Here is a 24,484-nt window from a genome sequence, read left to right as displayed (position 1 = left end):
GCCGACATCGCAGGCTAAGCGCTGTCGCGGCGAATACCTTCGATCAGGTAGTCGATGTGCGCGGCGAACAACTCGTCGACTTCTTCGCGAGTCACGCCGGCGGGGTCGCTGCCGGCAAGGCGCCCCCGCCGGCGCGTCGCGTTGGTGCTGGGCGGATGGTCCATCGCGACGAAACCCACGGCCGCCCACGTCAACAGCCGGCAGGCCCGCACCGAGATATCGGTCGACATACCGTCGCGCCGCATGCTTTTCAGCAATGGGCGGGACGCTTTCAGATAGGCCGGGCGCTTCGCCTGCAGGAAGAGCCGGCTGTCGGCCGCGTCAGTCAGTCGTAGGCGGAGTTGGCGGGTCCAGCGGCGCGCGTAGTCCGGCCACGATTCGTCGCGTTTGAGCTCCGGAGCGAGATCGTCGAGCACATGCTCGGCGACCGCATCGATCAGTGCGTCCTTATTGCCGATTCGGGAGTAGACCGGTGGCGGCGTGACGCCCAACCGGTTAGCCACGCTGCGCATGCTGATCGCGTCCAGACCACTTTCCCGCATGATTTCCACTGCGGCAGCGACGATCTGGTCCGCGTCGAGCTCCAATTCGCTGGGCACGTCAGCACTCCTCGCACGCTAGCGGATAGTCAGGGCGATTTTGCCGATGTGTTCGTTCGCCCGCATCACCCGAAGCGCCTCGTCGAGCTGCTCCCAGTCGAGGACGTGGCTGATCTGCGGTTTGATGCCGGCCTTGGACACCGCCTCGCACATCTCGCGGTGAGCGCGCACGCTGCCCACCGTGATTCCGATGACGCGCAGATTGTTCAGCATCACCTCGGCGACCGCGATGGACGCCATGTCGAATCCGCTGAGCACACCGATCACCGCGATCGTGCCGCCCATGGCGGCAGCGTGGAGCGAATGCGGCAGCGTCGCGGGGCCGCCGAGGTCGACGACCAGATCGGCGCCGCGACCGGCGGTCAGTTCCTTGACCTGCGTCTCCCAGTCCGGGGCGGTTCGGTAGTTGATGAGATGCGTTGCCCCCAAATCCGATCCGACCTTCAGTTTGTCGTCGGACGACGAGGTCAGGATTACGGTGGCGCCGCGCGCCCGGGCTAGTTGGACGGCGAACAGCGATACCCCGCCGGTGCCCTGGGTCACCACCACGTCACCCTCGCCGATGTTGGCTTCCACCAACGCACTCCACGCCGTGACGCCCGCGCATGGGATCGTCGCGGCTTCGACATCGCTGAGGTGCGCAGGCGTGCGGACCAGGCCGGCGACATGTTCGACCCGGTATTGCTGCAGCCACCCGTCGCAGGTGTCGCCGGGCACTTCACGCTTGGCTTGCGGATTGGGCGGGCCGTCGTGCCAGCCCGGGTGAAACGCGCCCATGACGCGATCCCCGGGCCGCAACTCGTCGACTCCCGGCCCGATTGCCACCACTTCCCCGGCGCCATCGGTCAGCGGAACCCGCGGCCAGGGTCCGGGCAGCAAGCCCATCAGATTGACGTTGTCGTGGAAGTTGAGGCTCGAGGCGTGGACCTTGACCAGCACCTGCCCGGGACCGGGCTCGCCCACCGGCATTTCGTCGGTCCGCACGGGCTCGCCGGGCCCGGTCATGACGATGGCCCGCTGACGGTCCGGAATACTCATGCGACGCCTGCCTCCTGGCGTAGTGCCTGCCATTTCTGTTCCGCTGCCGGCCGCCGCGAAGGAAGGTGATCGGTCGGCCAACCTTCCACCGGAAGGTACTTCTTGAGCACGTGCCGGGCCAGCACCGACTTGTGCAGCTCGTCGGGACCGTCGCCGATCGATCCGAATCGCGTCATCCGATACCAGGATTCAACCGGCAGGTCACCGGAGTACCCCAGCGCCCCGCACACCTGGATGGTGCGATCGAGCACCGCGAGCACCACCTTCGATACGTGGGCCTTGATCATGCCCAGCTCGGCACGCACCTCCCCCGCGCCGAAACGGTCCATCTTCCAGGCGGTCTGGAAAGTCAGCAATCTTGCTGCCTGAATCTCGGTGTGCGACAGCGCGATATAGTCCTGCACCATCTGATGTTCGCCCAGCAGGCGACCGTGCGACCGGCGCGAGACCGCGCGTTCACCCATGATGTCCAGGGCGCGCTGCGCTTGCCCGAGCCAGCGCATCGAGTGGTGGATACGGCCGCCGCCGAGACGCTGTTGCGCCAGCACGAATCCGCCGCCACGCGGGCCGATCAGGTGATCCGCGGGAACCCGGCAGTCGGTGAACACCACCTCGGCATGGTTGCCACGCCGGCCGAACTCCGGGTCGGGATGCGCCATGGTCGGAATGTCCCGGACGATGTTGCACCCCGGCGTTGCGGCCGGTACCACGAATATCGACGCGTGCCGGTGTGGTCGGCCGGCCGGGTCCGTCTCCGCAACCACCAAGATGATGTCGGCACAGGACGCGTTGGTGGTAAACCACTTGTGGCCGTTGATGATCCAGTCCTCGCCGTCGAGCACGGCGGTGGTGGCGATGACGGTCGGGTCGGCGCCGGCCAGGAAAGGTTCGGTCAGCGCGAACGCGCTGGATATCTCCCCGTTGAGGTTGGGATACAACCAGCGCTGCTTCTGCGCGTCGGTCGCGCCGTGCGCCAGCAACTCCATGTTCCCGCTGTCGGGTGCCTGGACCCCGAACAGCTCCATTGACACCATGCACCGGCCGATGATCTCCGACATCAGTGCGAGCTTGAGCTGGCCCAGTCCCGCGCCGCCCAGGCTGGGATCGAGGAACAAACCCCACAACCCCTGCGCCTTGACCTTGTCCTGCAGGTAGCGCTTGACCGGCTGCCACTCGTCGGGCGAAATCTCGGCGAGGACGGGTTCCAACGGGATGACCTCGGAATCGATGAAATCGCGCATCCAGGAAAGCTTTTCAGCGAAATCCGGATCGGTCTCGAAATCCCATGCCATCGCGTTCCTCACCATCGGTCGCGCTCGCGGCGCCGGACTTCCTTACAGCGAGATCACAGTGTAATCATGGTGTCATGCTTCAACGCAACGCCCTGCTTCCGCGGCGCGGGCGTCCGTGGCCATGAGATAGCTTCACGCTGCCCCGCGTCGGCGGCAAATGTGATAACCCCGGTGTCCGGAGTTCGAGTCGCCGCGAAGTAGTCTGCCCCCAGCATGACGCCGACCCATCCTTTCGACAGGGCCCTCGAGCTCGATGTCCTCCACGCCGACACCAGACGCGGGCGGACGCATCCGGAGTGGGCCAACATGGTCGGCCCGTTCGGCGGTATCACCGCGGCAGTCCTGCTGCATGCCATCGAGACTCATCCCGGCTGCATCGGTGAGCCGTTGGCGGTGACCGTCAACTTCGCCGGTCCCGTCGCCGACGGCGACTTCGACATCTCGCTTCGAACTCCACGTACCAACCGCAGCAGTCAGCACTGGATTGCCGAACTCAGCCAGGACGGTGACGTCAAGACCACCGCGACCGCGGTATTCGGTATCCGGCGCGATACCTGGGCCGACACCGAAGCGCGGCCACCGAGCGCCCCTCCCCCGGAACAACTCACCCCCGGAGGCGGCCCGGAGATCGTCGTCGCCTGGGCCCGCCTGTACGACATGCGGTTCGCCGAGGGTGCGTTTCCCGGCCCCGGCGCCCAGCCCAGCCCGGCATCGGAGACCGCACTGTGGGTGCGCGACCGCGAGCAGCGCCCGGTCGACTACCCGGCGCTGGCCGCCCTGTGCGACGTGTTCTACCCGCGGGTGTTTCAGCGCCGCGGCGGCGTCGTCCCGGTCGGGACCATCTCGATGACGACCTACTTCCATGCCGATCGGCAGGAGCTGGACGCACTTGGCGGCGACTTCGTCCTGGCCTGCGCTCACGCCGATCGGTTCAGCCACGGATATTCCGATCAGAGCGCGCAAGTATGGAGTCGCGACGGCGCGCTGCTGGCCACCACGCATCAGATCGTCTACTTCAAGGCCTGACCGGCCCCACTGATGTGCGGCTGGCGCTTCAATGTCAGGCTGGGCGTGACTTCGAGAAACACCGGTGCACCAGAATCGAGCCGCAATGACTGAGCGCGCGAACGATGTGATCTCTGACGACCAGGCCGCCACCCTGCTGGCGATCGAGTCAATCAAGCAACTCAAGGCCCGTTACTGCCGGTACCTGGACACCAAGGACTGGGTCGCGTGGCGGACGATCTTCGCCGACGACTTCGTCAGCGACACCTCCGAGGCGGGCGGCAAGCTGATCGCCGGCGCCGACGACTTCGTCGCGTTCACCCGCAAGAGCATCGGACGCCCCGCACAGGCCACCGCACACCAGGTACACGCCCCCGAGATCGACCTCACCTCCGCGACGACGGCGCGCGGGGTGTGGGCGCTGCAAGACGTCGTGCGATTCGGGCCCGGCGTGAGCCTGGTGGGCTACGGTCACTACCACGAGACCTACGAAAACGTGACCGGGCGGTGGCTTATCAAGAGCTCCAAGCTGACTCGGCTGCGCGAGGACATCGTCACGCCGGTTTTCTCGTTGTACATCTCCAACCGGATTCGCAACACGGCCGCCAGGTTCGCCAACCGACTGCTGGAGAAATAGGAGACTTCATGACTGTCGACACCATCCTGGTCACCGGCGCGTTCGGACAGGTCGGCAAGCGATGCGCACAGATTCTGCTCGAGCGGGGCCGAACGGTCATCGCGACCGACCTTCGAAACGACAAAACCGTTGCGGTGCAAGAAGAATTGTCGGCCAACGCCAAACCTGAGGCGCTGATTCCCGCCTACGTCGACTTGACCGACGCCGACGCGGTGCGCGAGCTGATCATGACCCACCAGCCGGGAGCCATCATTCACCTGGCCGCGGTGGTCGCACCGCTGTCATACCGCAATCCCGCGTTGGCACGAAAGGTCAACGTCGGGGGCACCGAGAACCTGTTGGCGGCGGCCACCGCCCTGCCGCGGCCACCGCTGTTCCTGATGGCGTCCAGTGCCGCGGTCTACGGCTCGCGAAATCCGTACCGGCATCCGGAACGGATCACCCCCGATACCCCGGTGAACCCCATCGATCAGTATGGGCAGGACAAGGTGCTGGCGGAGGCCGCGATCCGGGCCAGCGGTCTCCCACACGCGCTGTACCGACTGGCCGGGGTCATCTCACCGGATACCCAATCGGGTGGTGTCGACGGCGACAACCTGGTGATCATGCGGTCGATGCCAGTCGACAACCGGCTGCACACGGTGGACGCACGAGATGCGGCTCTCGCATTTGCCAACGGCGTCGATCGCGGAGCCACGATTTCCGGCAAGGCACTGTTGATCGGCGGAAACGAAACGTGCGTCATGCTCGAGCACGAACTCGAGGGCGACCTGATGACCGCCGTCGGCCTGGGTCGCCTGGGTCCGTCGGCGGGTCTGACCGGCGATCCCGACGACGACCGAGGCTGGAGTTTCACCGGCTGGTACGACACCACGGAAGCGCAAGCGCTGCTTGACTTTCAAAAGCACGACTGGCAGCAGACCATGGACTGGGTAGCCGAATCCCAGGGCAAAATGCGCATCGTCTTAGGCGTGCTGGGTCCGATACTGCGGCCGGTGCTGCGCATCCTGATCAAGGTGCAGAACCGTGCCGAGGGCCGTGGTCCCTACGCCGACCCGTGGGCGATGATCGAAAACAAATACGGCCCAGCGGCGCTGGCCCATGCCGATAAGCAAGCGGACTAGTTGCGCGACGCGAAGAACACCGCGGCTTTGCGGATCGAGTCTTCGACCGGTTCCGGCGTCCATCCCAGTTCGCGTTCGGCCTTGCTGTGGTCCAGGGGCGACATCAGTTCGGCCATTCGCATTCCGGCATAGGCGAATGGAAGGTCGCGCCCCAGGCTCTAGCGGGCCTGCAGTTGCTGGATGCGTTCCGCGCGCGGCAGAACCGGACCGTCGTCGATCGGCTCGGTGATACCCAGCTCTGACAGCCCGACCTGGGTGAGCATCGACGTGCCATACGCGGCGAGCATCAGTTTTTGATCGTCACTGTGCCCACCGTCGACGAGCATGGCGCCGATCAGGCAGATGACGGCCATCTTGTACGCGTTGAACGCGCGATACCAGGATCGGTTCTGCAGGGTGATGCCGCTGGCCGCTTGGTAATGCTCGAGAAGTGCCTCGATGTCCAGCGCGTCAGGGTGACTGGTGATGCCGACGGGCTGCATCCATAGCAGTTCGAGCCAGCCGATGTCGGTCAGGGGGTCACCGACGGTGGTCATCTCCCAATCGAAGACCGCACTGACCTCGCCGCCGATGAATCCGAAGTTGCCTGGCTTGGCGTCCCCGTGCACCAGGGCGACTTTCGGGCACGGCTCCGGCTGGCTGTCACGCAGTGCCTGCAGGAGCCGTTCCAGCGCGGGCAGTGAATCCCGCTTGACCCGGTCCATTTCGGTTGCCCAATGGTCGAGTTCGCGGCGCAGGTGATTGCTGCCGTCGTCGAGGGCGTCGAGCCCGGTCTGCTCGAGGTCGACGGAATGGATGGCCGCAAGCTGTTCGGCCAGGCTTTGACACATCCGCACCACCATCGCGCCCGGCGCGTCGGTGGGTGCTTCCATTTCGTAGACGTCGCCGCCGACCCGCTCCATCACAAAGAACGGCCGTCCCAGGACCTCGCCGCTGTCCTCGAGCCACAGCGCGGGCGGAACACGAACGGCGCTGTCCTGCAACGCACGCAGGATCGAGAACTGACGTGCGAGGTCGTAGGGTTCCAGCAGCGCCGGCGGTTTCGGGCACAGCCGCAGTACGACATCGCGGCGGCTGTCCCCGGTGACGACCGTGAGCACCATCATCTCGGCGGAATGGCCGAAGTTCACCCGGTCGAGACCCTCGATGCGGACGTCCGCGGCGTCAAGTTGGGTGCGCAGCCAGGCGGTCAAGCGCCCAGCGACATCGGTGTCCGGTGTCACTGGCGTACTCCATCGTCGGCCAACCGTTCGACCAGAGTTCTGTCCTGGGTGAAGGCCGACATGTCCATCGCCGCCCAGTTCGGATAGCGGACGTAGCCCTGGCCGCCCATCAGCAACTCGAAGATGCCCCACCCCGTGTCGCCGTCGAGTTCGAAACGCATCAGCTGATCCAGCGCCATCGATTTGTCCTCGGTCTCGCCGAGTTGCGCGGGATCGTTGCTGTCCCATTGGAAGTGAATGAAGTACGCACCGCCGCCGAGGTCCTGATATTGGCAGTGCGCCATCGGCAGACCGTAGTAGGCGTTGACGTCTTGATGCGGGGTATCGGCAGTGACCCGGTAGGCATTGCCGTCCTCGTCGGTGAAAACCAGCACCGCGCGGGCGGGCCGCTTGCGGTCGCCGTCGAATTCGACGTCGTGCTCGATTTTGACGAACCGCTTCGACAGCGTGCCGTCACTGTGGGTGATACCGCCGTCCACGTAGTTGACTGTGCCATCGGATGATTCGATGATCCACGCTTCGATCGCACGGTCTTCGAAGCCGGCGTCGAGCCACAACCAGAAATCAATCTTGTCCGAGACACGTACCCCGAAGGTGCGATCCCGCCCGCCATGGAAGCCGTCGACACTGATCCGCTCGCCGTCGATCTGTACCCAGCCGGTCCAGCGCCCCGGCTCTTTCATGTGGTACATGTCGGCCAGCATCCGGCCGTCGGAGTCGTGCACCTTCATCGGCAACAACTCCCACATCGGCGCGGTGGGCTCGTAATAGAGCTCCCACGCGATGCCGGAGTCGTTGGGCTCCACGTCGAGACGCCACTTCTTCAGGGGCTCGACACAGGTCCAGCGCATCGGCCCGGCACTCAGATCGCCGCGATCGTCGCCGATGGGGCGGCCAGCCAGCAGATCCCAGTGCCGGCCGTCGGCGAGGCTGACCTTGACGTATCCCAACCCGGTGCCGGTGTTCGGGTTGTTGCCGTACCCGCTGGCCAGCAGCAGGGTGCCGTCGGGCGAGGCGGCGAAGAAGTAGCAGCGGTCCGACCATGTCGGATCGGGATCATGCACCTGATCGAATGTCGTTGGCAGCTGATGGGTGAATGACTCGTCGGCGGCGCTGTAACCCATGAATTGCCTTTCTGCCTGATAACGAAATCGACTGTCATCGAACGGTTTTAGCGATCACGCCAGATCGATGGAAATTTTTGACGAAACTCGCGCATCAGATACTCAATGGCACAACACATCCCCTACTATCGCTGCAATGGAGCCGAGCCGGTGGTGGGGCGACGACCGCGCGATCCTCGATGACGAGGAGGCGCGGCGGCGTCTGCTGGACGCTGCGGGCCGCTGCATCGTGCGTCGGGGCAACGCCCAGATCCGAATGGCCGAGGTGGCCGATGAGGCTGGGGTATCCCGTTCGACGGTGTATCGCTACTTCCCCAACCGCGACGAGGTCCTGCTGGGTTTGATGCTGGCGCGGGTCGACACGGCGTTGGGCGAGTTGGTCGGCTCGCTGCGGCACCCCGACGACCCGGTGCGCTCGTTACCCGAGATGGTGTTGGCGCGGGTGGAGTCGGTGGCGGGCAACCCGTTGAACGAGGCACTGTTCGCCGCGGAGAGCACCGCCGTACCCGCGGCTCTGCAGCTGGGGTCCGACCCGATGGTGGAGTTGATGTTGGCGCACTACGGCCCGCTGCTGCAGCGGTGGAAGGACGCGGGCAAGCTCTACACCGACCTCGACCCCCGCTCAATCGTGCAATGGCTGAGCACGACGACGTTGTTCCTGCTGGCGCCGGCGTGGCGACTCCGCCCGGTTGCTGACAAGCGCGAATTCGTCGAGCAATTCCTGGTACGGGCCCTGGTGCCACAGATCAGACATTAGTCTCACTTTGTCTGATGTCCAGACATTGAGCTATTTTTGTCTTGGCAACTCATACGCGCGCGCCACTCCCTGGATCCGGCGGCGGCGCACCCAGGGATGGAACAGTCATGACAAACACGGTTGAACAGGCCATTTCCGTCGTCGGGCTGGCCGCACACCTCGGCCGGGGAATCGGCCGGGTGACCGCCGACGCGGTCGTCGGCAGCCGAGCGGGACTGCCCCGCACGGTCAGCGACCTCAACACCGCGGCGCTTTCGCGCGTGGTGGGCCGCAATATCAGGTCGATCCGGGTGCTCAACAGCGATGCCGGCACATCATCGCGCGCCCGGCTGGTGCTGACCGGCGATGACGTCCCGGAGTCGGTCTTCGTCAAGATCACGGCGCAGACCGCCGCCACCCGGTTGATGGGTGAGCTGGGCCGGCTGGGCAATACCGAGGTGCGCTTCTACAGTCAGCTCGCCCCCGAACTCTCCGGCGTCCCGGCCGCCTATGGCGCGGCCTTCGACACCTGGACCGGTCGCTACCTACTGGTGCTGGAAGACCTGCCCGAGTCGTGCGTCTTTCCCGACACGTTGCACCCGCTGTCCACCGATCAGGCCGGCCTTATCGTCGAGTTGCTGGCGACCCTGCACGGAACCTTCTGGGACCGCATGCGCCCAACCGGGCGCGGGCCGCTGGGCTGGCTCTACACGCCGTCGGGCGACGTCACCTCGCTGTTGACCGGTTCACTGATGACCACCTCGATGAAGCGACTCAGCGGGCGGACCTCGATCCCGGTGGAGAACGGCCGCTTCATCGCCGAGAACTACCGCGCGGTCGCCGCGGTCATCGACACTGCACCGCATACCGTCATGCACGGCGACGCCCACCCGGGCAACATGTACTTCCGCGATGGCGAGGCCGGGCTACTGGATTGGCAGGCCGTGCGACGCGGCCATCCGTCCCGCGAACTGGCCTATACGCTGATCACCAGCCTGACGCCTGAAGACCGCCAGACCGCTCAGCGCGAACTTCTCGACATCTATCGACAGGCACTGGCCGCGGCCGGTGGACCCGATCTGGACGGCGACGACCTCTGGCTGCGCTACCGGCAGGGTGCGCTGTATGCGTATGTCGCCCCGTTGATCACCGCGGGCATGGGCGGAATGCAGGTCGAAGATATCGCGATGGAGGGCTTGCGACGCGGGGTTGCGGCTCTCGACGACCTGGAAACCGTTGCCGCGCTGAAACGTTCGTTGTAGCCAGCGACTAGCGGTCGATCCACCCCATTTGCGCTTCGGCGTGATGGCCTCCGGCGGCCGGGGTGAGTTGGTCCAGCCGGGAGAGCTGCTCGGGCGGGAGTTCGACGCCGTCGGCACCGACGTTTTCCTCAAGGCGCGCAACCTTTTTGGTCCCCGGAATGGGCACGATGTCGGGCCCCTTGGCCAGCAGCCAGGCCAGTGCGACCTGAGCCGGAGTGGCGCCGATGTCGGTGCTGATCTCGCGCAGCTCGTCCGCGCTGCGCAGGTTGTGCTGGAAGTTCTCGTCGAAGAAGCGCGGGTTGGTCTTACGGTAGTCGGTATCGGGAAGCTCCGCGTTGGATCGTATTGCGCCGGTGAGGAACCCACGGCCCAGCGGTGAGTATGGGACGAACCCGATGCCCAGTTCGCGCAGCACCGCCAGGATCCCGTCTTCGGGATCGCGGGTCCACAGCGAGTACTCCGATTGCACGGCGGCGATCGGGTGCACCGCGTGCGCGCGGCGGATGGTGTCGACCCCGACCTCGGAAAGACCGATGTGCCGAACTTTGCCGGCGGCGACCAACTCGGCCAGCGCCCCCACGGTGTCTTCGATCGGGGTATCGCGATCAAGACGGTGTTGGTAGTAGAGGTCAATGTGGTCGGTCGCCAGCCTTTTCAGCGATCCGTCGACCGCGACGCGGATGCTGGCGGGGCTGCTGTCGAGGCCGTTGCGTCCGGTGTGCGAGATCAGGCCGAACTTGGTGGCCAGCACCACGCGGTCACGCCGGCCCTCCAGGGCTCGGGCGAGCAGCTCCTCGTTGACGAAGGGGCCGTAGATCTCCGCGGTGTCGATCAGCGTGACGCCGAGATCGATGGCGCGGTGCACCGTGCGGATGGATTCGGCGTCGTCAAAGCCGCCGATCGAGTACGCGGCGGACATACCCATCGCGCCCAAGCCGATACGCCCGACCTGCAAGTCGCCGAGGTGAGCCTGTTTCATGCCACGTTCTCCTGTTCCACCGTGCCTATGTTGGACTCGAGGACCAACGACCCTGGTGCTGTCCACGGTCGTATTCCAGGATTGACCTTAGATTGGAGGTCGAACATGCCGGATGCGTTGGTGGACATCGACGTACTCAGGGACGCCGTGCAGTTGGCCTGCCGGGCGCCGTCGTTGCACAACAGCCAGCCCTGGCAGTGGGTTGCCACCGGCTCACGGTTGCTCCTCTACATCGATGAAAGCCGCAGCCTGCCGGCCGCCGACAAATCGGGCCGCGAGGCGCTGATCAGCTGCGGCGCCGTACTCGACCACCTGCGCGTCGCGTTGGCCGCTGCAGGGTGGGCAAGCCAGGTCGATCGCTTTCCCGACCCGGACAACTCCGATCTTCTCGCGTCAGTCGATCTCGGCCCGCAGCGCCCCGTCACCGACGACCATCGCCGACGGGCCGACGCCATCGCACACCGCCGCACCGATCGGCTCCCCTTCTCCCCGCCGAGTAACTGGACAGCCTTGGAACCGAGGCTGCAGGCAGCCGTCGATAGCGCCACCATTCACCTCGACGTGATCCCCGACGAGCTGCGGCCACAATTGGCCCGGGCGTCGCGACTCACCGAGTCGTTGCGGCTATACGATACCTCGTACCATACCGAATTAGACTGGTGGACAGGTCATTTCGAGAACACCGACGGAATTCCGCGCACCTCACTGTTGTCGTCAGCCGAGAACGATCAGGTCGACATAGGAAGGTCCTTCCCCGTTAGCCCGCACAACGATCGGCATACCCCCCTCGGGCAAGACCAGTCCACCGTGCTCGTTCTGTCGACCGACGAGGACACGCCCGATGACGCGCTGCGGTGTGGCGAAGCGTTGTCGTCGGTGCTGTTGGAGTGCACGTTAGCCGGGATGGCAACGTGCACTCTGACCCAACTCACCGAGCTGTGGGCCAGCCGCGATCTCATCGCGACTCTGATCGGACGGGCGGCGATGCCGCAACTCCTGATCCGTGTCGGCGAAGCACTCGGCCCCACCGAGGCGGCCCCGATGACGCCGCGGCGGCCACTGGGTGAGGTTCTGACATTCAGCCCCAATCCAGGTTCTTGAGCGATAAGCGCACCGAGCCGCCGGCCCGCTGGCGCGGCGGTCGACTGGTGTAGCGACTCAGAGGGTGGACGCCACCAGGCCGGTCAGGTCGGCGAGGCGGTGGGAATAACCCCACTCGTTGTCGTACCAGCCGACGATCTTCACCAGATCACCGGTGACTTTGGTGAGCCCGGCGTCAAAGATGCACGACGACGGGTCGGTCACGATGTCGGAGGAGACGATCGGATCCTCGGTGTAGGTGAGGAAGCCTTGCAGTTCACGAACGGCGGCGGCAGCGAATGCGGCGTTGACGGCCTCGGCGGTTGCCGGCTCACGGACGATAGCGGTCAGATCGGTCGCTGAACCGGTGGGCACCGGCACCCGCAGCGCGTACCCGTCGAGCCGGCCCTCGAGCTGGGGCAGCACCACGCTGATCGCGCGTGCCGCCCCGGTAGACGTCGGCACCACGTTGATCGCCGCGGCACGGGCGCGTCGGAGGTCGCGGTGCGGACCGTCCTGGAGGTTCTGATCCGGGGTGTAGGCGTGAATCGTCGTCATCAGCCCGCGCTCGATTCCGAACACCTCGTCAAGCACCTTCGCCATCGGCGCCAGGCAATTCGTAGTACACGAGGCGTTGGAGACGATGGTCTGCGTGCCGTCGTAGTCGCGGTGGTTGACACCCATAACGACGGTGAGGTCCGCGCCCTTCGACGTCGCGGACACCACCACCTTCTTCGCTCCGCCGTGCAGGTGACCCCGGGCCTGCTCCGCGGCGGTGAACCGACCGGTTGACTCGACTACGACGTCGACGCCGACATCTCCCCACGGCACGGCGGCTGGCCCCTCAGCGATGGACCACGCCTTGATTCGCTGCTCTGCCACCACAAGTTCGTCGCCGTCGACCGATACGTCGTGCGGTAGGCGGCCAAGTACCGAATCGTATTTGAGCAAGTGCGCCAGGGTCGTATTGTCCGTGAGATCGTTCACCGCGACGATCTCGATGTCGGTGGCGCCCGCCGCGCGTTGCACGTCCACCGCGCGAAAGAAGTTTCGGCCGACACGCCCAAAGCCGTTCACGCCCACTCGAATAGCCATGGTGACCTCCTTTAGTGCTAGGGTCTGCGGCGCAGCATCTGTTGCACGCCACAACGAGTCTGACCACCCGTGGCGCTGAGCAGCAGAGGCCAAAGTCCCCGCGTTCGCGGAGTCGCGGATCGGACTCTCGAACTCTCCCGCGAACCCGTTTGAATCTTCTGGGGCTTGGGGACCAATGCCCCTAGGACCCTTGTCGAGATCTCCGTAACCTCAGGCTGGACATCGGAGTCGACGCAGCCTCCACCGTCGCGACCGCCGGAGAGCCTCATAGTATTCCGCCCCAATAGCTACCGCCGCCGGACGTCGGAGCAGTCGAATATATTGGAGCCCAGGTGCCAAATACGCAGACCGACGTAACAACCACAAGCCGGCAGCTGAGCCAGTTGCGCGACAACGTGGACGATCTCCTGGCGCGATTGACCGCAGCTGAATCAGTGTGGTCGTGGTGGCTGAAGGGCGTGGCGCCCGAGAATCTATCAAGCGCTCGAAACATGCTGCATTATTGGGCAATTCGGCAATGCGATCTCCGCGATCTGCAGGCCCAGCTCGCTGCCTACGGACTGTCCTCGCTGGGCCGGAGCGAGCCTCATGTTGAGGCCACCTTGCTCTTGGTGAGGTCGGCGATCTGCGCCATGCTCGGTGACGTCAGGCTCCAGCTCCCGCTGACCGGCACCAGCGTCGAGCACGGTCCCGAACTGCTCCGCCACCGAACACAGCAGCTGCTTGGCCCGGAACCGGTCGATCGCGTAACCCGCATCATGGTGACACTCCCCTCCTCGGCCGCGACCGACCCCGAGCTGGTCCACGGGTTGGTGGAACGCGGCATGAACATCGCACGAATCAACTGCGCGCACGACGACGCCGAGACATGGCGCTGCATGGCGCAACACGTCCGGCAAGCGGCCACAGCGACCGGCCGAGTCTGCTTGGTAGCGATGGACCTTGCGGGGCCAAAACTGCGGACTGGCCCGCTTGAACCCGGGCCGCGCTGCGTGAAACTCCGGCCACGCAGGAACGCGCTTGGGCAGGAAACAGCCCCGGCGCGGGCATGGCTGACTGCGGCGGAACATCCGATCGAGCCACCGGAAGCCGGCATGGTGTCGCTGCCCGTGTCTGGGGAATGGCTCAGCCGGCGCCACGACGACGACGTTCTACTCCTGCACGACACCCGGGGCGCGAAGCGCAGTCTGGCGCTGAAAGCCGTTGATCAGAAACCAGGTGTCCCAGCGGGATTCGTCGTCGTTACCGACAAGACCACCTACCTCGCCACCGGGACAGAGCTGCGCGTCCGCGGCGTCAAAGATTCGACACACCTTGGAGAGCTACCACAAACCGAACAGAGCCTTGTACTACATCGTGGAGACATTCTCGAATTGACTAGCGATTGTTCGCCGGCGCCGCTGATCACCGAATCTGTTCCGCGCATTGGTTGCACGCTGCCGGAGATCTTCGACCATGCACAAGTTGGGGACAAGGTGCATTTCGACGACGGCCGGATCGGCGGCGCGATAGTCAGCGTGGGTCCTGGTGTCCTGAGGCTACGGATCGACCACGCGGCAGATACGGGGTCCCGCCTCCGAGGTGGCAAGGGAGTCAACGTGCCCGACACCAGTCTCCCGATCTCCGCCCTGACCGAGAAGGACCTGTCCGACCTGTCGACGGTGGTCGAGCTGGCCGACTTGGTCGAATTGTCTTTCGTGCGAAACCCTTCCGATGTCGAACAGTTGCTGGATGCGTTGTGCAGCCTAGGCGGCGACTCATTGGGGATCGTGCTGAAAATTGAGACCCGGCAAGCATTCGAACATCTTCCGCAGCTTGTGCTTACCGCGATGCGGCATCCACGCGTCGGCGTGATGATCGCGCGCGGGGACCTTGCCGTCGAGTGCGGGTACGAGCGCCTCGCGGAGTTGCAGGAAGAGATTCTTTGGTTGTGCGAGGCAGCACACCTGCCCGTAATCTGGGCCACTCAAATACTCGAACAGCTTGCCAAGACAGGCAATCCCTCGCGCGCAGAAATCAGCGATGCAGCGATGAGCGAACGGGCCGAATGCGCGATGCTCAACAAGGGGCCTTATATCAACGACGCCGTCGTCGCTCTCGATAGCATCCTTCGGCGAATGACCGATCACCACTACAAGAAGAACGCGCTGCTGGGGTCCCTGCACTCCTGGCACCCCGGCTCACATCGCGACTAGCGGTGACGAACGTTGGCAGCTCTGCGCTGACTTACGACCTCTACGGGAGAGGCCGTAATGCCCTGGTCGGGGCGGTATCCGAAGAGTAATGTCCGACGGATTGGGAGTATTTGAGCACCCGGATCTGACGGGGACAACGTCGCTAAGGAGTACACAAATGTCGCAGAGCGTAAAAGTCCGCAATAACCGGGTCCCTCAGTGCACCCAGGATGCCGAGCTATTAAAGGAGTCGGGTGCGCACAAGCTCATCGTCGCAGACCGCGACGGCAACTGCCTGGCGTTCGTATTGGCTTGGGACAGCTTCGATTATGACGCCGAGACCGACACCTATATATGCGTTGCCGACAGTGACGGCAGAGACCTCATGACCATGTACACCGCGGGCGAAATTAAGTCAGCACCCGGTACGAATATGTATGTCGTAACTGCTCCGGACGATGGCTGCAGGGCGTTACAAGCCTTGTGAGCTAGCTGACACCCGGCAACTCCGACCTTGAATATTGGCGCGGAGTTCGTCCGAGGGCCAGGCGCCTGCCCGCGTGGTTCATCCAGTCGTAAATGCTTCCGAGGCCAGGATTCCGGCCGAGATTACCGCGGTCGAACCACGCGCCCGGCTCGTCGACCCGCGCGCAGCCGTCTGCGACACCCGCACGACAGGTAGGGGTTCTCCCACTGCAGCGGTTATGATAGACCGTCTGTACGGTTAGTTCATGCCGAAGGGTTGAAGATGCCCCGATCGCCTGGTAGACGGAGCGAGATTCTCGACGCGTTTGTCCGCTATGTCGCCGAACGTGGCTACGACAGAACGAATATGGGCGACATCGCCGACGAGCTCGGCATGTCTAAGGGCACCATCGTTCATCACTTCGGAACCAAAGCACAGATGTTGCGGGAGCTTGAAGAAACCCACTTGGCCGTCCAGCTCGATGCACTGAGGATGGTGTGGGATCGCTTGGCCGCGCCGCACGAACGCATCGCTGCAATCATTTACGCCTCCGCGCTGCTGCAAGTGATCGCCCGCGACGCGACCGTGGCAAGTCAGCGCGAGGTGGTTCAGTTGTCGGATGACCCTGCAATGCAGCAAGTTCGGAAGTTGCGCCATCAACTGCAGACGCTCGCGATCGACGAGATCCGCAGCGGGATCGAGAGCGGTGTATTCCGAAGCGTGGACGTCGAACTGGCGGCACTGCAGCTGTGGGGATCACTGGAGTGGATGTGGGTGTGGTTCGATCCCGCCGATTCCCCGACACCCGAACACGTCGGCGCCGCTTTTGTCGACGTGTTCCTCGGCGGACTGTTGCTGGACCGGTTGGGGCTCAGCAAGTGGGCGGACCCTTCGACGGAGGTCGTCACGGTGGTTCGCGAGTGCCTTGCCGCGGTATCGGGTGCACCGGATTGACCCCGTAGCGACAGAATGCGCTGTGCAGTGCGGTAATTGGCCGTAGCTGCTTCGTATGGAGGTCCCTGGCTGGGACTTGATCGACGCGGGTGGCCGAGCTGACAACGCCGGTGCGTTCACCTCGTTCAAGTAGCGCGACCGATGAACGCCGTCGCCGGCCGGGGGAAACGCAAATGCCTCGTGTGATCGGAACTCAGGCACCGAAAGTAATTGACCGTCCGTACGGTCTAATGTCATAGTTGCTGGGTGGCGCAAGCGAGAGCGACGTGAGCCGAGGTCCAGGAACCGAAACTGGGGGTCGGGAGGACCACATGATCGGCCAGCTCCTGCGATGCGTTACGCCGCGCGTCACACGAGGAATCGTTGTGCCGGAACTTGGTACCAGGAAACCGGAAATTATCGTCCTTCACGCGAAGCCCGAAATGCTTTCCAGCGAATCGCCTTTCGTAGTGCGGAGGCGATCATGACGAGGTTGACCGGGAAACCTGCTGCGGTCGCGACGCGCCGCGTGTGGTTACGTCGGGATCCGCGCGGATGACTACCTCGAACGTGTTTGGCGGCAAAGTACTCGATCGGATCCGACCCGGGGCAGAAGTGGCCGGCGGATTCTTCCGCATGTGCGTGCTGACAGCTAAAGCCCTGAGGCAGCCGTTCGAATGGCGCGAGTTCATCTGGAATGGCTGGTTCCTGATGCGGGTATCACTGCTGCCCACTATCGCGGTGTCCATTCCGGAAACCGTGCTGCTCATCTTCACGCTCAACCTGCTACTGGCCGAGATCGGCGCCGCCGACGTCTCGGGTGCTGGTGCCGCGATCGGCGCGGTCACCCAGCTCGGCCCGATCGTGACGGTGCTGGTGGTGGCGGGCGCCGGGGGCACCGCCATCTGCGCTGACCTCGGTGCGCGCACTATCCGCGAGGAAATCGATGCGCTCGAGGTGCTCGGCATCGACCCGATCCACCGGCTAGTGGTGCCGCGCGTGGTCGCCTCGACGATCGTCGCCGTGCTGCTCAACGGCCTCGTGGTCGCCGTCGGCCTGGGGGGCGGCTACCTGTTCAGCGTGTACCTGCAGAACGTTTCGAGCGGTGCCTACCTCTCGACGTTGACCGCACTCACCGGCCTGCCCGAGGTGGTGATCGCGTTTATCAAAGCCGCGACGTTCGGGCTGATCGCCGGCCTGGTCGGGTGTTATCGCGGGCTCATCGTCCGCGGCGGATCCAAAGGTCTGGGCACCGCCGTCAACGAGACGGTGGTGCTGTGTTTCATCGCGCTCTTCGCGGTCAACGCGGCGCTGACCACCATCGGTGTCCGCTTTGGAACGGGGCGTTGACATGACGAGGGTTACAGCGGCTCCCGCGCCACATATCCATTTGCCGTTCCCGCGGGCCGCCCTCCGTCGATATGGCGAGGCCCCGGCCCGGCTACTGGTCGAGATCGGGCAGATGGTCTGGTTCGCAATGAACGCGGTGGGGCAGATCCCCTTCGCGCTGCATAACTACCGCAAAGAGCTGCTCCGGATGGTTGCCCAGATGGGGATGGGCACCGGCGCGATGGCCGTGGTCGGTGGCACCACCGCCATCGTCGGCTTCATCACCCTGTCCGCCGGTTCGCTGGTCGCCATCCAGGGCTACGCGACGCTGGGCAACATCGGTGTCGAGGCATTCACCGGATTTTTGGCCGCACTGGTCAATGTGCGGTTTGTGGCGCCAGTGGCCGCCGGTCAGGCGCTGGCCGCCACAGTCGGCGCCGGCGCCACCGCCGAACTGGGCGCCATGCGCATCAGCGAGGAGATCGACGCCCTGGAAGTGATGGGCATGCGGTCGATCGCCTTCCTGGCGTCGACCCGGGTGGTGGCGGGTCTCGTCGTCATCATCCCGCTCTACGGGTTCGCGATGACCATGGCCTTCCTGTCCCAGCAGGTCACCACGGTCTTGTTCTACGGGCAGTCCATCGGCACGTACAACCACTATTTCCACACCTTCCTGCGCCTCACCGACGTGGGCTGGTCGTTCGCGGAGGTGATCCTGGTTGCGGTAGTCGTGATGACCACCCATTGCTACTACGGCTACACCGCCACCGGCGGGCCGGTCGGCGTCGGTGAAGCGGTCGGCCGGTCGATGCGGCTGTCGTTGATCACGATCGTCCTGGTGGTCGTCCTGACCGCGATGGCGGTCTACGGCAAGAGCCCGAACTTCAACCTCACCGTGTAACCGCCATGACGACCCCGGTGCACGAGAACCCGCCACGTATTCCGCCGTACAAGACCGCGGCCGCGGTGTTCTTGGTGGTCGCCGCGATGGTGTTGGCGCTCGTGTGGTTGCAGTTTCGGGGCCAGCTCACGCCGACGACACGCTTGACGATGTTGGCTCCCCGGGCGGGTTTGGTGATGGATCCGGGGTCGAAGGTCACCTACAACGGCGCGGAAATCGGCCGGGTGGCCAGCATTTCGGAGACCCAGCGTGACGGCATACCGGCGGCCAAGTTCGTCTTGGACGTGAATCCGAGGTACGTCAAGCTGATTCCGGCCAACGTGGACGCCGTTATCAAGGCCACCACGGTGTTCGGCAACAAGTATGTGTCGCTGACCTCGCCGAAAAACCCTACACCGCAACGCATCACACCGCAGCAAGTGATCGATGCGAGGTCCGTGACAACCGAGTTCAACACGTTGTTCGAGACGCTTAACTCCATCACGGAAAAGGTGGATCCGGTCAAGGTGAACCTGACGCTGGCCGCCGCCGCGCAGGCACTGACCGGGCTGGGCGACAAGTTCGGGCAGTCGATCGTCAACGGCAACGCCATCCTCGACGACATCAATCCGCAGATGCTGCAGATCCGACATGACATCCAACAGTTGGCGGCCCTGGGCGACACCTACGCGGACGCTGCACCGGATCTGTTCGACGCCCTCAACAACTCGGTGACTACCGCGCGCACGCTGCACCGCCAGGAAGCCGACCTGGATGCCGCGTTGCTGGCCGCGGCCGGATTGGGCAACAGCGGCGCAGACCTCTTCGCGCGCGGCGGGCCCTACCTGCAGCGCGGAGCCGCCGATCTGATGCCCACCGCCCAGCTGCTCGATACCTACAGCCCCGAGATCTTCTGCACCGTCCGCAACTACTACGACGAAGAACCCCACGCCTACGAGACGACGGGCGGCGGCAACGGCTACGCGCTGCACACCATGACCGAGCTGACGTCAGGGTTGGGAGGCCTACTGACCCTCCCGGGTTTGGCCGGAACAGCGGCCACCATGGGGCTCCTCGGGCTGGCCGGAGTGGTGGGCGGGGCGCCGAATCCCTATGTGTATCCGGACAATCTGCCGCGGGTGAATGCTCGCGGCGGGCCCGGGGGTGCGCCGGGGTGCTGGCAGGCCATCACTCATGACCTGTGGCCGGCGCCGTCTCTGGTGGTGGACACCGGCGCCAGCCTTGCACCGTACAACCATCTGGACACCGGCTCCCCGTACGCCATCGAGTATGTGTGGGGCCGCCAAGTCGGGGACAACACGATCAACCCATGAAAATCACCGGCTCCGCTATCAAGCTCGGCATCGTCTCCTTGGTGCTGGTGCTGATCACCCTGTCGATCGTCGTGGTGTTCGGTCAGATGCGCTTCAACAGCACCAACAGCTATTCCGCTGAGTTCAGCAACGCCACCGGGCTCAAGGACGGCCAGTTCGTCCGCGCTGCCGGAGTGGAGGTCGGCAAGGTCAAAAAGGTGCAGCTGGTCGAAGGCGGCACGCGGGTACGGGTGGACTTCGCTGTCGACCGCTCGATACCGCTCTACCAGTCGACGACCGCGCAGATCCGCTACCTCAATCTGTTCGCCGACCGCTACCTAGAGCTCAAACGAGGCGAGGGTGAGGGCGTGAATCGGGTCCTGCCGCCAGGTGGATTCATCCCGCTGTCTCGAACGTCACCGGCGCTGGACCTCGACGCCCTGATCGGTGGATTCAAGCCGCTGTTCCGTGCGCTCGATCCGCAGAAGGTCAACACCATCGCGTCGGCAATCATCACCGTGTTTCAGGGTCAGGGCGGCACCATCAACGACATCCTCGAGCAGACCGCGCAGCTGACCGAGCACCTCGCTCAGCGCGACCAGGCGATCGGCGAAGTGGTCAAGAACCTGAACGTCGTGCTGGACACCACGGTCAGGCATCGCAAGGAATTCGACCAGACGGTCGACAACTTCGAGAAATTGATCAGTGGGCTGACGAATCACGCAGATCCGCTGGCCGCCGGCACCGCGAACATCAGCAACGCCGCCGGAACGGTGGCCGAGCTGCTGGCGGACAACCGCCCTTTGCTGCACAAGGAGATTAATTATCTGGAGGCTCTTCAGCAGCCGCTGGTTGACCAAAGCGATCAGCTCAGCGATCTGATCCGCAAAACGCCGACCGCGCTCAACCTGATCGGACGCAGCATCGGCCTCTACGGAGACTGGGTGAACTTCTACCTCTGCGACCTCACGATCAAGTGGAACGGATTGCAGGCCGGTGGCCCGGTCCGCACCGTCCGGATCTGGCAGCAGCCCACGGGTAGGTGCACGCCGCAATGAGAACCCTGACTGACTTCAACCGCGGCCGCGCCGGGCTGATGGGCATCGGCGTGTTGGTGCTCGTTGTGGCCGTCGGCCAGAGCTTCACCAGTGTCCCGATGCTGTTCGCCAGCCCCAGCTACTACGGGCAGTTCGCCGACACCGGTCAACTGAACAAGAACGACAAGGTACGCATCTCCGGCGTGAATGTCGGCACGGTGCAGGCGCTCGACATCGACGGCGACCACGTCGTGATCAAGTTCTCGATCGGCCCCAACACCATCGGCACCGAGAGCCGGCTCGCGATCAAGACCGACACCATTCTGGGCAAGAAGGTGCTCGAGATCGAGCCGCGGGGAAACCACACGTTGCCGCCCGGGGGCGTGTTGCCGCTGGGCCAAAGCACCACCCCCTATCAGCTCTATGACGCGGTCTTCGACGTCAACAAGGCCGCCGCGGGCTGGGACATCGGCAGCGTCAAGCAGTCGCTGAATGTGTTGTCGCAGACCATCGATCAGACCTACCCACATCTGAGCCCCGCTCTCGACGGGTTGGCCAAATTCTCCGACACCATCGGCAAGCGCGACGAACAGATCAAGCACCTGCTCGCTCAGGCCAACCAGGTTGCCAGCGTGCTCGGTGACCGCAGCGAGCAGATCAACCGACTGCTCGTCAACGCCAAGACGCTGCTGTCCGCGTTCAACGAACGCGGCCAGGCCATCGACGCCCTGCTGCAGAACATTTCCGCCTTCTCGGCGCAGGTGCAGGGATTCATCAACGACAACCCGAACCTGAATCACGTGCTCGAACAGTTGCGCGCCCTCAGCGACGTGCTGGTGGCACGCAAGGACGACCTGGCTCAAACCCTCACGTATGTAAGCCAATTCGCGGCGTCGCTCGGCGAATCCGTCGCGTCCGGACCGTACTTCAAGATAGTCCTGTCCAATCTTCTTCCGTACTGGGTCTTGCAGCCGTTTGTCGACGCCGCCTTCAAGAAGCGTGGCATCGACCCGGAGGACTTCTGGCGCAACGCCGGCCTGCCCGCGTTCCGCTGGCCCGACCCCAACGGCACCCGGTTCCCCAACGGCGCGCCACCGCCCGCTCCCCCGGTACTGGAAGGCACCCCGGATCATCCGGGACCGGCCGTCCCACCGGGAACAGCGTGTTCGTACGTACCGGCGCCAGGCGCGCCGCCGCGGCCATGGAATCCGCTGCCCTGCACCGGGGTAGACGCCGGCCCGTTCGGCGGCAACTTCCCGGCACCGACCGACGTGCAGTCGTCGCCACCCAACCCGAACGGGCTGCCACCGACGCCGGGAATCCCGATCGCCGGGCGGCCAGGCGAGCCGCCTCCGGTCGTCCCCGGCACACCGGTGCCGCTGCCGCTCAACGCACCGCCGGGTGCGCGCACCGAAGGCCTGCAACCGGCCGGCCCCACCCCACCACCGTCGGCGTTCGCGCCGGGGCTTCCTCCGGGGCCACCGACGGCTCCGGGCCCCGGACAGCAGCTGCCGGCGCCCTTCATCAACCCGGGCGGCACGGGCGGTAGCGGCATCACGGGAGGTAGTCAGAATTGAGCAGCATCTTTGCTTTCCGCAACATGCGGCCCCGCAGGGTCATCGGAGCGATGGTAGTGGTGCTGGCCCTTGTCGCAGGATTCGTCGGCTGGCAGCTTTACCAGAAGTTGACCACCAACACCGTGGTCGCTTACCTCCCAGCGGCGAACGCGCTCTACTCCGGCGACAAAGTCCAGATCATGGGCGTCCGCGTGGGTTCAGTCGACAAGATTGAGCCGGCCGGCGGCAAGATGAAGGTGACGTTCCACTACAGCAACAAATACAAGGTGCCCGCCAACGCGTCCGCGGTGGTCGTGAGCCCAACACTGGTGGCGTCGCGCAGCATTCAGTTAGAGCCGCCCTACAAGGGTGGCCCGGTGATGGGCGACAACGCAGTGATCCCCATCGAGCGCACGGAAGTGCCGACGGAGTTCGACCAACTGCGCGAGAGCGTCGCCAACACCATCAACAAGCTCGGCCCGACGCCCGAGCAGCCCAAGGGCCCCTTCGGTGACCTCGTCGAGGCTTTCGCCGACGGGCTGGCCGGCAAGGGCAAGCAGATCAACACCACGCTGAACAGCCTGTCGCAGGCGCTCACTGCGCTGAACCAGGGCCGTGGCGACTTCTTCGCGGTGGTGCGCAGCCTCGCGCTGTTTGTCAACGCCCTGCACAAAGACGACCAGCAGTTTGTTGCGCTGAATCGCAACCTCGCCCAGTTCACCGACAGATTGACCGGGTCTAACGCGGACCTCGCAAATGCGATACAGCAGTTCGACAGCCTGCTCTCGACATTGCGCCCGTTCCTGGCCAAGAACCGAGAGGTGTTCGCGCACGACGTCGACAACCTCGCCAACCTGACCACCACGCTGGTCCAACCGGAGCCGCTGAATGGTTTGGAGACGGCCCTGCACGTCCTGCCGACGCTAGAGACCAACCTCAGCCAGATCTACCACCCCGCACACGGCGCGGTCATGTCCATCCCGGCAATCCCCAACTTCGCGAATCCAATGCAGTTCATGTGCAGCATGATTCAGGCCGGCAGCCGGCTGGGCTATCAGGAATCCGCCGAACTGTGTGCGCAATACCTGGCGCCAGTTCTCGATGCGATCAAGTTCAACTACTTGCCGTTCGGGCTGAACCTGTTCAGCACGGCCGAAACGTTACCCAAGGAAGTCGCCTACTCCGAGCCGCGGCTGCAGCCGCCGAGCGGGTACAAGGACACCACGGTGCCGGGGATTTGGGTGCCCGACACCCCGTTCTCGCACCGCAACACGCAGCCCGGCTGGGTTGTCGCGCCGGGGATGCAAGGCACCCAGGTGGGGCCGATCACCGGAGGCCTGTTGACCCCCGAATCTCTGGCCGAACTGATGGGCGGCGCCGACACCGCTCCCCCGCCACCCACGCTGCAGACTCCGCCGGGACCGCCCAATGCGTACGACGAGAACCCGATCGCACCGGTCATCGGGCAGAATCCACCGCAGGTGCCGATCCCGCCCCCGCCGCCCGCACCGGGTGTGGTCCCGGGACCGGTCGCACCGACTCCAGCTGGACCGCCGCCGCCCGCTGTGGCCGCCGCGTCGACAGGGCCAGGCTCGTGAGGGG

General features: G+C 64.7%; 22 protein-coding genes. 15 read left to right on the top strand and 7 right to left on the bottom strand.

The genetic code is table 11. From position 1 onward, the window contains the following. Positions 1-14: 14 nt before the first annotated feature. The 3 genes from SKC41_RS23240 to SKC41_RS23230 are packed head-to-tail and all read right to left on the bottom strand — an operon-like array spanning position 15 to position 2,929. Positions 15-599 (bottom strand): TetR/AcrR family transcriptional regulator, encoded by a 585-nt coding sequence (locus tag SKC41_RS23240; RefSeq protein WP_330980008.1) that lies wholly within the window; start codon positions 597-599, stop codon positions 15-17. 18 nt (positions 600-617) lie between these two features. Next, complete coding sequence (locus SKC41_RS23235) at positions 618-1,637, bottom strand: zinc-dependent alcohol dehydrogenase family protein (RefSeq protein ID WP_330980007.1); 1,020 nt, start codon at positions 1,635-1,637, stop codon at positions 618-620. Then, positions 1,634-2,929 carry an acyl-CoA dehydrogenase family protein gene (locus SKC41_RS23230; RefSeq protein ID WP_330980006.1) on the bottom strand — a complete coding sequence of 432 codons (1,296 nt, stop codon included), beginning with the start codon at positions 2,927-2,929 and terminating at the stop codon, positions 1,634-1,636. The genes SKC41_RS23235 and SKC41_RS23230 overlap by 4 nt, the downstream gene beginning before the upstream one ends. A gap of 213 nt (positions 2,930-3,142) precedes the next feature. Between SKC41_RS23230 and SKC41_RS23225 the strand changes: the two genes are divergently transcribed. The 3 genes from SKC41_RS23225 to SKC41_RS23215 all read left to right on the top strand — a co-directional run bounded on the left by SKC41_RS23225 (position 3,143) and on the right by SKC41_RS23215 (position 5,695). Further along, a complete protein-coding gene (locus SKC41_RS23225; RefSeq protein ID WP_330980005.1) occupies positions 3,143-3,955 on the top strand; it encodes an acyl-CoA thioesterase in 813 nt (270 codons plus the stop codon). A gap of 85 nt (positions 3,956-4,040) precedes the next feature. Continuing rightward, entirely contained in the window at positions 4,041-4,571 is a 531-nt protein-coding gene (locus SKC41_RS23220) for a nuclear transport factor 2 family protein (RefSeq protein WP_330980004.1), read from the top strand. An 8-nt stretch (positions 4,572-4,579) separates the two neighbouring features. After that, the gene (locus tag SKC41_RS23215) at positions 4,580-5,695 is read left to right on the top strand and encodes an NAD-dependent epimerase/dehydratase family protein (protein WP_330980003.1); all 1,116 of its coding nucleotides are present in this window, start codon (positions 4,580-4,582) and stop codon (positions 5,693-5,695) included. 158 nt (positions 5,696-5,853) lie between these two features. Here SKC41_RS23215 and SKC41_RS23205 read toward each other — a convergent pair whose 3' ends face one another. Both SKC41_RS23205 and SKC41_RS23200 read right to left on the bottom strand, forming a co-directional pair. After that, the gene (locus SKC41_RS23205; protein ID WP_330980002.1) at positions 5,854-6,918 is read right to left on the bottom strand and encodes a phosphotransferase family protein; all 1,065 of its coding nucleotides are present in this window, start codon (positions 6,916-6,918) and stop codon (positions 5,854-5,856) included. Further along, positions 6,915-8,042, bottom strand: coding sequence for a DUF7064 domain-containing protein (locus SKC41_RS23200; RefSeq protein ID WP_330980001.1), 1,128 nt, complete (start codon positions 8,040-8,042; stop codon positions 6,915-6,917). Before SKC41_RS23200 ends, SKC41_RS23205 begins: the two co-directional genes overlap by 4 nt. A 136-nt stretch (positions 8,043-8,178) precedes the next feature. Between SKC41_RS23200 and SKC41_RS23195 the strand changes: the two genes are divergently transcribed. Both SKC41_RS23195 and SKC41_RS23190 read left to right on the top strand, forming a co-directional pair. After that, positions 8,179-8,799: a TetR/AcrR family transcriptional regulator gene (locus SKC41_RS23195; RefSeq protein WP_330980000.1), complete on the top strand. Its 621-nt coding sequence runs from the start codon at positions 8,179-8,181 to the stop codon at positions 8,797-8,799. 107 nt (positions 8,800-8,906) lie between these two features. Further along, positions 8,907-10,040 carry a phosphotransferase gene (locus tag SKC41_RS23190; protein WP_330979999.1) on the top strand — a complete coding sequence of 378 codons (1,134 nt, stop codon included), beginning with the start codon at positions 8,907-8,909 and terminating at the stop codon, positions 10,038-10,040. A 7-nt stretch (positions 10,041-10,047) separates the two neighbouring features. Here the strand turns inward: SKC41_RS23190 and SKC41_RS23185 are convergent, their stop codons facing one another. Beyond that, complete coding sequence (locus tag SKC41_RS23185) at positions 10,048-11,019, bottom strand: aldo/keto reductase (protein WP_330979998.1); 972 nt, start codon at positions 11,017-11,019, stop codon at positions 10,048-10,050. 105 nt (positions 11,020-11,124) lie between these two features. On the opposite strand from SKC41_RS23185, the gene SKC41_RS23180 reads away from it, so the two are divergent. Next, positions 11,125-12,120, top strand: coding sequence for an Acg family FMN-binding oxidoreductase (locus tag SKC41_RS23180; protein WP_330979997.1), 996 nt, complete (start codon positions 11,125-11,127; stop codon positions 12,118-12,120). A gap of 57 nt (positions 12,121-12,177) precedes the next feature. Here SKC41_RS23180 and gap read toward each other — a convergent pair whose 3' ends face one another. Further along, entirely contained in the window at positions 12,178-13,194 is a 1,017-nt protein-coding gene (gap, locus tag SKC41_RS23175; protein WP_330979996.1) for a type I glyceraldehyde-3-phosphate dehydrogenase, read from the bottom strand. Between the two features lie 332 nt (positions 13,195-13,526). On the opposite strand from gap, the gene SKC41_RS23170 reads away from it, so the two are divergent. From SKC41_RS23170 to SKC41_RS23130, 9 genes are all read left to right on the top strand, one after another. Next, positions 13,527-15,389, top strand: a complete 1,863-nt coding sequence (locus tag SKC41_RS23170) for a pyruvate kinase (RefSeq protein WP_330979995.1) — start codon at positions 13,527-13,529, stop codon at positions 15,387-15,389. 157 nt (positions 15,390-15,546) lie between these two features. Further along, positions 15,547-15,855 carry a hypothetical protein gene (locus SKC41_RS23165; protein WP_330979994.1) on the top strand — a complete coding sequence of 103 codons (309 nt, stop codon included), beginning with the start codon at positions 15,547-15,549 and terminating at the stop codon, positions 15,853-15,855. 261 nt (positions 15,856-16,116) lie between these two features. Next, positions 16,117-16,788, top strand: a complete 672-nt coding sequence (locus tag SKC41_RS23160; RefSeq protein ID WP_330979993.1) for a TetR/AcrR family transcriptional regulator — start codon at positions 16,117-16,119, stop codon at positions 16,786-16,788. Positions 16,789-17,322: 534 nt separating this feature from the next. Then, positions 17,323-18,117, top strand: coding sequence for an MlaE family ABC transporter permease (locus SKC41_RS23155; protein WP_330979992.1), 795 nt, complete (start codon positions 17,323-17,325; stop codon positions 18,115-18,117). Between the two features lies 1 nt (position 18,118). Further along, a complete protein-coding gene (locus SKC41_RS23150; RefSeq protein WP_330979991.1) occupies positions 18,119-18,997 on the top strand; it encodes an ABC transporter permease in 879 nt (292 codons plus the stop codon). 5 nt (positions 18,998-19,002) lie between these two features. Continuing rightward, the gene (locus tag SKC41_RS23145; protein WP_330979990.1) at positions 19,003-20,310 is read left to right on the top strand and encodes an MCE family protein; all 1,308 of its coding nucleotides are present in this window, start codon (positions 19,003-19,005) and stop codon (positions 20,308-20,310) included. Further along, a complete protein-coding gene (locus SKC41_RS23140; protein WP_330979989.1) occupies positions 20,307-21,347 on the top strand; it encodes a virulence factor Mce family protein in 1,041 nt (346 codons plus the stop codon). Before SKC41_RS23145 ends, SKC41_RS23140 begins: the two co-directional genes overlap by 4 nt. Beyond that, a complete protein-coding gene (locus tag SKC41_RS23135) occupies positions 21,344-22,903 on the top strand; it encodes a virulence factor Mce family protein (RefSeq protein WP_330979988.1) in 1,560 nt (519 codons plus the stop codon). The genes SKC41_RS23140 and SKC41_RS23135 overlap by 4 nt, the downstream gene beginning before the upstream one ends. Next, positions 22,900-24,480 carry a virulence factor Mce family protein gene (locus SKC41_RS23130; protein WP_330979987.1) on the top strand — a complete coding sequence of 527 codons (1,581 nt, stop codon included), beginning with the start codon at positions 22,900-22,902 and terminating at the stop codon, positions 24,478-24,480. The genes SKC41_RS23135 and SKC41_RS23130 overlap by 4 nt, the downstream gene beginning before the upstream one ends. Positions 24,481-24,484 lie beyond the last annotated feature (4 nt).

Origin of the sequence: Mycobacterium sp. 050128 (assembly GCF_036409155.1) — a bacterium.
Lineage (GTDB): Bacteria > Actinomycetota > Actinomycetes > Mycobacteriales > Mycobacteriaceae > Mycobacterium.
Note: the sequence above shows the minus strand (reverse complement) of the source record. Positions and strands in the feature narration are given on the sequence as shown.